Annotated in this window: 11 protein-coding genes and 1 pseudogene; 4 read left to right on the top strand and 8 right to left on the bottom strand. The window is 41.8% G+C overall.

Features of this window, described 5'->3' with window-relative positions; genetic code table 11:
• Nucleotides 1–111, top strand: a pseudogene (locus tag QUB39_RS29955) (photosystem II q(b) protein); the annotation flags it as partial.
• Nucleotides 112–342: 231 nt separating this feature from the next.
• Complete coding sequence (locus QUB39_RS29950; protein WP_333212807.1) at nucleotides 343–921, top strand: Uma2 family endonuclease; 579 nt, start codon at nucleotides 343–345, stop codon at nucleotides 919–921.
• A gap of 16 nt (nucleotides 922–937) precedes the next feature.
• Here the strand turns inward: QUB39_RS29950 and QUB39_RS29945 are convergent, their stop codons facing one another.
• From QUB39_RS29945 to QUB39_RS29930, 4 genes are all read right to left on the bottom strand, one after another.
• Nucleotides 938–1,072, bottom strand: a complete 135-nt coding sequence (locus tag QUB39_RS29945; RefSeq protein ID WP_333198866.1) for a hypothetical protein — start codon at nucleotides 1,070–1,072, stop codon at nucleotides 938–940.
• Entirely contained in the window at nucleotides 1,069–1,293 is a 225-nt protein-coding gene (locus QUB39_RS29940) for a type II toxin-antitoxin system HicA family toxin (protein ID WP_333058538.1), read from the bottom strand. Before QUB39_RS29940 ends, QUB39_RS29945 begins: the two co-directional genes overlap by 4 nt.
• A 2-nt stretch (nucleotides 1,294–1,295) precedes the next feature.
• Nucleotides 1,296–1,505 carry a type II toxin-antitoxin system HicB family antitoxin gene (locus QUB39_RS29935; RefSeq protein WP_333058537.1) on the bottom strand — a complete coding sequence of 70 codons (210 nt, stop codon included), beginning with the start codon at nucleotides 1,503–1,505 and terminating at the stop codon, nucleotides 1,296–1,298.
• Between the two features lie 61 nt (nucleotides 1,506–1,566).
• Complete coding sequence (locus tag QUB39_RS29930; RefSeq protein WP_333212805.1) at nucleotides 1,567–2,952, bottom strand: ATP-binding protein; 1,386 nt, start codon at nucleotides 2,950–2,952, stop codon at nucleotides 1,567–1,569.
• Between the two features lie 228 nt (nucleotides 2,953–3,180).
• Between QUB39_RS29930 and QUB39_RS29925 the strand changes: the two genes are divergently transcribed.
• Complete coding sequence (locus QUB39_RS29925; protein ID WP_333212803.1) at nucleotides 3,181–4,590, top strand: hypothetical protein; 1,410 nt, start codon at nucleotides 3,181–3,183, stop codon at nucleotides 4,588–4,590.
• 116 nt (nucleotides 4,591–4,706) lie between these two features.
• On the opposite strand, the gene QUB39_RS29920 is transcribed toward QUB39_RS29925, so the two are convergent.
• The 4 genes from QUB39_RS29920 to QUB39_RS29905 all read right to left on the bottom strand — a co-directional run bounded on the left by QUB39_RS29920 (nucleotide 4,707) and on the right by QUB39_RS29905 (nucleotide 8,074).
• Nucleotides 4,707–5,690 (bottom strand): hypothetical protein, encoded by a 984-nt coding sequence (locus QUB39_RS29920; protein ID WP_333212801.1) that lies wholly within the window; start codon nucleotides 5,688–5,690, stop codon nucleotides 4,707–4,709.
• Nucleotides 5,691–6,077: 387 nt separating this feature from the next.
• On the bottom strand, nucleotides 6,078–6,719 hold the full coding sequence (locus tag QUB39_RS29915) for a Uma2 family endonuclease (protein WP_333212799.1): 642 nt from the start codon (nucleotides 6,717–6,719) through the stop codon (nucleotides 6,078–6,080).
• Nucleotides 6,720–7,309: 590 nt separating this feature from the next.
• Nucleotides 7,310–7,555 (bottom strand): hypothetical protein, encoded by a 246-nt coding sequence (locus tag QUB39_RS29910; RefSeq protein ID WP_333058526.1) that lies wholly within the window; start codon nucleotides 7,553–7,555, stop codon nucleotides 7,310–7,312.
• Between the two features lie 84 nt (nucleotides 7,556–7,639).
• Nucleotides 7,640–8,074, bottom strand: coding sequence for a ShlB/FhaC/HecB family hemolysin secretion/activation protein (locus tag QUB39_RS29905; RefSeq protein ID WP_333212796.1), 435 nt, complete (start codon nucleotides 8,072–8,074; stop codon nucleotides 7,640–7,642).
• Between QUB39_RS29905 and QUB39_RS29900 the strand changes: the two genes are divergently transcribed.
• On the top strand, nucleotides 8,069–8,377 hold the full coding sequence (locus QUB39_RS29900) for a hypothetical protein (RefSeq protein ID WP_333212794.1): 309 nt from the start codon (nucleotides 8,069–8,071) through the stop codon (nucleotides 8,375–8,377). The genes QUB39_RS29905 and QUB39_RS29900 overlap by 6 nt on opposite strands.
• The last annotated feature ends 608 nt before the right edge of the window (nucleotides 8,378–8,985 follow it).

Genomic DNA, 8,985 nt, shown 5'->3' with positions numbered 1-8,985 from the left:
AACTTGGGTATGGAAGTAATGCACGAGCGCAATGCTCACAACTTCCCACTCGACTTGGCTGCTAGTGAAGTCACTCCAGTAGCTTTGGTTGCTCCTTCTATCAATGGCTAAGTTTTAGTCTGAGATTACAAAAAGCGCTCCTAGAAATAGGGGCGCTTTTTGTTTGGGAAAAAATATTTTTTGGAACAATCAGACTCGGCGGTTGAAACCGCTACTACACAAACGAAGTCCGCGCAACGCGAGACTAAAGAATAGAATATTACAGCCGGATTTAGTATGGCGATAGACTCCAAATTTTTGAAGTCGTATATTATGGAAAAATGATTGTGAAAGGTAAGTCAGATGGTTGTCGCAATTTCTAAAGCAGGATTGGGTAAAGGTGCGGCTTTCCTGTCAAACGTGACATGGGAGACTCTGGAAAAATTGGATGCTGATTTGGCGGACACTGGGGCGCGTTTAACTTATTTGGATGGGTGTTTAGAAATTATGGCTCCTTTATCTGAGGCCCACGAAGAACCTAAAAACACTTTAGGCCAGCTTTTAGAGATTTATATGCGGATGAAAAACATCCGTTTCTATGGGCGCGGCAGTACAACTATCGGGATGAAGAAATTAGGCGCGCGGAAAGAACCGGACGAGTCTTATTGTTTGGGTACGCGCAAGTCAGTTCCAGATTTGGCGATCGAGGTGACAGTGACGAGTGGTGGAATTGATACGCTGGAAATCTATCGTCGGGTTGGTGTGCAGGAGGTTTGGTTTTGGGAGGATGGTGTAATTTCGGTTTATTGTTTGCGCCCAACGGGGTATGAGTTGGTGAGTAAGAGTGAACTGTTGGCGGATTTGGATTTGCGATCGATCGAGTTCTATTCGCGTATGGCAGACCAATATGATGCGGTGAATGCTTTTATGCGATCGTTGTAGAAGTTGAGAAGAGCGATTAAAAAAATCCTGCTTTCCCCTCACATTTTGCCTTGGCGGGAGTTTGTTTCCCAGCAGTTTCAGTTCCCGGATTTCGGTAGTTTTGCAGCAGCAATTGGGGCAAAAAGTAGTCACGTAGTTCACGTAAACTCACCGGGACTCCAACATTTCCTCAACTGTCAAGCCAATATCAATTGCAATCCGCTGAAGCAATCGAGGTGATATATCACGCCCTTTATGAAAAGGAACAGTAGTTCCTCGCCCATCTTGGTGACGGAACTGCTTATGTGAGCCTTTTTGACGCACCTCTACAAAGTCAAGGTTCTCTAGTATGCGGACTATTTCCTGTGGTTTCAGAACTGGGATATTGCTCATGTTTATCGGATCACAATCTGTTGTGTACCTATAAACTCAGTCTGAATGACGAGAGTATCATCTTCTAGGAGCATCTCAATTACCTCACGCAGATTCTCGTGTAACTCATCCAAGGTTTCTCCCTGGGAATGCGCCCCAGGAAATCCAGGAATATAACCAACGTAAAGCTTGGTCTCAGAATCTTTTTCGATTATAGCGGTAAATGTTTTCATAAGATTTGCTTTCTATTCGTTAAATGTAAGAAATGTAATCTCTCATAGATTATATAATATTTCACCTGCACTGAATGTATGCTTTGAATACGGGATTGAGGAAAAAGAGCGATCGCCCTCCTACTAACACTTTTTCCACTAAGCCACGTCGCGCTAAAGATTGTATAGCTTGCCAAAATTCTGGTTGGGATAATTCACTATCAGTAGCTTTTCGGGAAATATCTACAGTTTCATTTTGAGTTGCTAACCAGTATAATGCCTTTTTTTCTGAGCCTGATAAACGCTCTAGGTGAGAGTCTAAGATGGGTTCTAAGTCACCCAAGAATAAATCATTTACCTCGGATAAAAACAGGGAAACGCTACCATCAAACAACTCCAAAATAGTTGCAGCAATGATATTTAACCAGGAAGGATGACCTTGATAAAGGGCGATCAAGTCTGACCATTTTTCCTCATCGACTAATCCTTTTTGTTGGAAAATTTCTGCGGCTTGTTGTCCTAACCCTTTGAGGTGTAAGCTTCGCGTGGAGAGGTTTTCGGCTTCTAAATTCGCGATTTCTTTGGGTTTTTCCCAACTGAGGAGGATTAAACAACTCTGATGAGAGGATGTGGCAATTTGTTTGAAAAATTTGCCATAGTCTTCATAGCCTGCTAAATATTGACCTGCTAATTGACTGCTACTAAAAATATTCTGTACGTCATCAAGAATTACTAGACAGCGAGAAGATCGGAAATAATCGATGATTGTGGGTAATGGGAGTTGTTGCGATCGCCCAAAAAATTGCTTGAGTTCGGTTTGGAGGGTGGAAAGTGCGGGAGTGTTGGTGAGGCTTAACCAAATAATATAATCAAATTCGGTTTGAATTTGTTCGATGAGTTTGAGGGCGATCGCACTTTTGCCAATTCCGCTTAAGCCGTAGATGGTAATCAAGCGGGTATGGGCTTGTAATATCCATTTTTTGAGGGTGGAGAGTTCTGAGGTGCGATCGTAAAAGTAAGGGAGTTCGGGTGCGTCTGTTAAATCGATTATGGGCGATCGGGCTTGATTTTGGGGAGATTCAGGGGGAAAGGGCGATCGCTGCTTGGCCTCTTCTGCATCTTGCCTTTTTTCTCCACAGATATTGATATGAGTTCTATTAATTTTACTATTAACAATCTGTGAAGAGTTACCAAAATTGTAAATACTAGATACTGCTTTGCTTTCTAAAATAGAGCGAACATTAGATTGTTTAATATCGTCTCCCAATATGTCAGAAAGCATCTTCCATAATTTCCTAGAAACTTGTTTAATATGATCTTCACTACGATTGCACTTTTTAGCTATCTTATGATATTTCTCACCCTCCCAAACTTCTTTTAAGATAGAGCTTTGTAATGAATCAATATGTTTTCCCGTCTTCACAAATACTTGCTCGTCAGTCCATTGTAAAACCTCTTGGATGTCCATACCTAAAAGGGGGTTGAGTTTTGGTCATCACACTATATCACACTTTATAACACCTGGAAAACTAAATAACACTTTTTCTTGTTAATAAATTTTTTTAAAAAAGGTAAGTGTACACTAAATAACACTTTTATGAATAGCCAAAAATACATTTTTATATTAAATTATGATCGGGAGAGATATAAGGAATATAGTAGAAGTTTATAAGTTATCAAATGCTCTGGAGGAAATATGACACCGTTTAACTGGTTTGCCAAAGACGCCTCTCAAGGAGAGCAGAAACTCACTTCTGGGGAGGTGCAGCGGATAGTTGGCGAATTTAATAAATGTTTGCCACGCATTATGGGGACACCTGAAGTTTTAGAGGGGATAACCTTTGAGGAGGCTATCAGTTATTTCCAGAGCGATCGTCCAGGAACTCCTAATTTAAAAAAAGGAGCAATTATTCGCCAAGAGCATCCCGAAGGGCAAATTTTAGGACAGGTGTTTTTAGACGAAAAGAATAACCTTGTTTGTCATTCAAATGGAATACCTTATGGTCGTCAGTTGATTGCCAAAAAGCTAGATCAAAAATTAACTGATGTCTTGGGCGCTCAAGAATTAGTGACCATTGAGTTGAAGGCTAAAGAATTTGGTGAATCTCAGCTTACTGAAGAACCTACTCAAAAATCGCGGATTGTAAAAGTTTCTAAGATAGTTAGTATCATTATTTGGTCGATTATAATTCTAATTGTATTCATCCCGTTACTGGGACGATTAGTTATGAGTCAGGCTTTAGCGGCAGAATTAACCTCTCATCCCTCCCTAGAAGTTACTCAATCTATAGTGGCCTTTGGTGGAAGAGAAGAAGCTTTCAAAAAAGCTGTGAACAGTGCCAATCAAAGTGCTAAACAATATGCTAACAATGAATTGAATCGGTGGGAAGCTGATTTAATAAATCGAATTGATACGGATTTTTTAAATTGGTATTTTAATTATTTTAATCAGAAACAGCAAGAATTTGGTGTTCTTTTTCAATATATAGGCGAGAATGTTATGAATGGGTTTAATCCGACTATAGTCAATGAAAAGATTGCCAAAAGCATAAATGACAATATTCAAAGAGAATTTTCGAGGAGAGTATTGCAAGCAAATTCAGCAGAGATGAAATTTCATACAATAGTAATTGATACAGCTAATTTTTATATTGAACAATTATCTAAGGAGTTTGATGATGTACCAAAAATGTATACAATTCCCCAATCCGACTGGGCTAAATATTTAGAAGGTATAAATTTTAGGCTACAAAATGAACGAGGAGATGAAGTATCTTTAGTAAGATTTGTAGGTGCTGCTGGGACTGCTAAAATTACGGCTACAATTGCTGCTAAAGCAGGTAGTAAAGCTGTAGCTGCTCTTTCTGCGAAACTAGGAAGTATGATTGAGCCTACCCTTGCCATAGGTTTAATCGCTTGGGATTATTGGGATTATACGCAAGGAGTTAAAGAAGACAAGCCCCGTTTGCGTGAAGATTTAGTCAACTCTTTACATGACATTAAAAAATCTATTTTGAGCGAGCCAGAACATAGTGTAATGTGGGTGGTCAATGAATTAGAGGAACAAATTAAAAACAATGTTTGGCAGGCGAAATTTCCGGCTTAAAAGTTTAGAATTGATATGCTTTCTATCTAGATAGCAGTTTTACGCTGCGTCAGGCAAAATAAATCTCCAATTGGAGAAGAGGACTTGCCATGACGCACTGTTATCTGCACATTTAACTAGCGAGGCCCAGCTTCTATAGCAGAATTAGCTATTTGAACAAGCGTTTCCTCACGCCCATTCTTCATCGTTACTCGATACAAAACGCCTTGATACTGCCATTCAACTAAGGCCGTGCAGTAAGCACCACAACCATTAGAAAAAACTCCTTGTGTTCGGCCTGCTAATTGAATAGTTTTAAATTCACTCCTAAATCCTCTAGGCGCTGGTTGGGCTGGTTCTCCACCTCTTTCTGCTGAGATACTCCCGATATAGCAAGGCGTACTGCTGCAATTAGGTATGTGGCCCATGTCAACACTATAGCCATTTGTTTCTACTCGGTTTTTTAAGTAAATTTTTTCTGAGAATGGAAGCTGACTGGGGAGAAAAATTGGTACTCTCGTCTTACCTTCAATCTGCGATACAATTTCACGAACAGGAAAAGAAATACTCGATCGAGAATTACCTCCTTCAGAATTAGCAGACTGAGGGCGAAACCCTTGCACAAACTTCGTCCACCGCTGAATTTTATTACCAGTAATATCTAAAATTGGAATAGAACGAGTCCTCGATATTGGCCGCCCAGCCTCCCCCTGAGAATATTCGATCGCAGTACGCTCTGGTTTCCCTAAACCATAAGTATTAGCAATATCGCTAGCCAACTGACAGTTTATTCTGAATTGCCCCATATCAATTTTACCATTTCCGGCGCGGTAGTACCAAGTTCTACCGCCAGCGTTGGGTATCTCCTGACAGTCCGAATATGTCACCTCAAACATCTTCGCAATATGCACGTCATAGAGGCGCAATTGACCCCCATAAGCAGATTTTGTGGTATTGGTTTCTGACACCGTAAGGGTATAAGTTCCTTCCGCGTGTTGTAACCTCATGGGAACTTGTGTTTGAGCGATCGCCCTCGGTATCCCCTGAATTTGGGTTACTGTTCCCCAACTCAAAGTAACAAACCCCAAACTTGTTAGTAATAATTGTTTTGTAACTTTCATTTGTCCCTTAAAAGCTAGAGGATATTTAGAGCCTATCTTCAATATAAGTTAAAGCCACGTTAATTTTTTCCTCTGTAAGCTCAAATAATCCCCCGATCAACTTAGGTGGATATTGAGCCGTCACATAGTCCATGATGCCCTAGATAGTGATGCGCGTACCTGCGATCGTCAGTCCTCTTTCTGTACGGATAATCCCTGTTTGTTCGTTGGATATGATTGTCATCTCTCTAGCATCCTACAAGTGATCTCTATATTACTAGCTGATTAATGGCCAGCCCTAGATGTGCTATCGCTAAAGTTGTATTCGCCAATAGCCGATCAATATGATGCGGTGAATGCTTTTATGCAATTGATGTAGAAATTGAGAAGAGTGCAGCACAAGCATTGTTAACTTTCATTAGAAGTGTCACCCGATCGCCCTTGAAAACTAATGCGGCGGTAGACTTCAGACATCGGAAGTTCTATATTTAAACTGTGCAGGACGATCGCCCGATCGAGCCGATCGCAAACTTGCCATTGCCAACGATCGCTACTTGGGCGATCGCCATTATAATATTGCTCAATATATGGTTCAGCTTGACTAACCAGCAAATATTCACAAAAACTAGCAAGAGAGCGATATTTTCTGAACTTTTCACCTCGATCGTAGCCTTCAGTAGAGGGCGAAAGAACCTCAACAATCAGTAAAGGATTGAGAATTTCATCCGTGCGATCGCCATTGAATTCTGGTTCACCATCAATGACCATAACATCGGGATAAGTTCCATGATTGAAGCTAGGAATCCAAATTCGTAGATCGCCGTTATAGATTTGAAAATTTGTGTCTCGCACAGTCACGTTAAGAAAAGTCGTAATGTCTACGGTAATACGGCTGTGAGCAGGGGAACCTCCTGGCATAGCGATAATCTCTCCGTTACAATATTCGTGACGTTCTTCAGCAGTTTCCTCGATCGCCCGGTATTCATCTGGAGTAAAGCGAGTCTTTGTCGCATCGGGAAGATTTGGCGGGTTGGTTTGAGTTATAACCACGATCGCACCTCCTAAATAATTAGACCTTAAATAATTATGGCTGACAGCTAGATAATTGTCTCAACCCAGAGGCGTTTTCTGGATTTCCTTCAAATTCCATAAATAACTCTCCATGCCTTTTTCCGCTTCTGCTTCACAACCGCTAAATTCTCGCTTTCCTTTTAGTTTTAACACTCAATTGCTTAGTAAGCGATGTATAATAATGCAAAGCAAAAAGCAGATTAATTCCAAAAAACACCAAAGTTAAAACAAATGTAAAAAAAGACGTAAACGACAGCCGGGAAGTCATCGTAAACATCGCCAAAATGATTGAGCAAAGCCCAAAACCGGAAGCAAAAGAACTTAAAAGCAGCAACCGCACCTTAGACATAGTTTAATTTAAAGATTATCAGTAAAATACACTCTTGGCATCTACAGAGGAGTGCCAAATGATACTTATTACTATATAGCGGAATTGCTCAGTTCCGCCAAGCGCAAAACGACTGCTTTCCTAAAAAGGTTTGAATTATAGAGAAAAATACAGCCCGCGCTCTTGTAAACTCCTGTTGCTCGACTTAATATCAATCACAGGAATTCCCCAGCCTCCGCGATTATTCCACCTTTCGCCGTACAGTCACCGCAGCCGCAATCGGGCTGACAGCAAAGTATTCGCTTCCAAAACCGCGCTTTCCCTGGGATTCCAAACATTGCCAAAATCCACAAACGCCGTCACCTGCAAAACTCCTTGGTTGTCGCGGGTGCGCTTGCATCGGATACCGCAACTCGGCTGAATCACAAATCCCGCTATCGGCCAGCAAAGCCTCCTGACCAGGAATTTCAAAGGTGGTACCCGCCACGTGATTTATCCGTGGAATCAATCGAAAATCGAAAATCGAAAATCCTCAAGAAAGAGCATTTATCCGTGGGGTCGCCTCTAAAATCTAAAATCTAAAATCTAAAATCGATTGACGGTAGCCCCGCAATGTGTATGAGCCCCCTATACCGAATGGTTCGATCGACAAAAGCTCTGCCCCAGCCAATTTCACATCCGATCGCACCCCCAGCAGCCTCTCAGGAGCAAACAACCGCACGTACTGCAATTGACCCGGCCAGATCAAAAATCGACTCTCAGGGCTGCTGCTGCTCACCGTAGCGCCAAATGCGGCGACTCCCTGACAAAACTGCGATCGCGCCGCCAAGACATCTCTCTCTCCCCTCTGAGTAAAATCCTGAAACAGCCTCAGCACCGCAACCCGATTTCTGCCCCGATTATCTGCTTCCGGCGACAACGGAAAATCCTTTCCCAGCAAAGATGTATCGCTTTCTCGCCTGCTGGTACCGATACCGATCGCGATTTCTCTTCTCGGATTTTGCACGATCGGCTCGCGGTAAATCAACTGCCAACTACTTCAAATCGATCGACTTTTATCGTACCCGCAATCTTAGCAATTATGCAGGCTGTGTCGGTGGGGGAACAGCAGGCGGCAAAAGCTGTTCGGCTGAAAGCAAGGGCGCTGGCGGCGCGGGTTATGGGAGAGGAGCCGGATTTGGCCGTCGCGGGTTGGGAATCGGAAATTCGTGTCTGTTTTCTCCTCGGTTCGGCAATGGAGGGAGAGTTTCTGGGGCCTCACTTTGGGTCAATTGATCGAACTCCGGGATGCTATTTTCTTGCTCTGTAGTGTCTTTATCTAATTCTGAACCCGAGTATAAATCACGAAGCCGATCGCGATCGTCTGCTGTTTCTTGATCTAGTTTGAATTGAGACGGTAAATGATCATGCAAAATTGGCGCTTGCACCCCTGAGTCGGTAGCAACCATCGACTCGCCAAGACTTAGAGCTGATAGGAGTGCGGGGCAAATAGCTGCAATTGAAAAACCAAGTGCTAATGCCTTGAAAAACTTGATTTTACAAAAGCCTCTAGAAAATTGCACGGGCATGACAGATTAGCCATATTTGATAGTTATTTACACTTACGATCGGGCGCAGCCGACGCAATTGCAAGGAATAAAATTACTCTATCACTTTTTAAACAATTAATTCCTTAACTCAATATAAAGATAGTTGACAGCAACTCTAGTTTGTGTAATTCACAATTACTGAAAAAACTCTAACCGAAAGCATCGAGGATACCCGCCACGTCATTCATCCGTCCAGAAATAAAAAACCTGTATCCGATGAAACTTGCCCCCGAAATTTATCCGTGGGGCCAATGCTTCAATTCTAAAATCTAAAATCTAAAATCTAAAATCTAAAATCTAAAATCTAAAATCTAAAATCTAAAATCTA

This window comes from Microcoleus sp. AT8-B5, assembly GCF_036705565.1.
Lineage (GTDB): Bacteria > Cyanobacteriota > Cyanobacteriia > Cyanobacteriales > Microcoleaceae > Microcoleus.
Note: the sequence above shows the minus strand (reverse complement) of the source record. Positions and strands in the feature narration are given on the sequence as shown.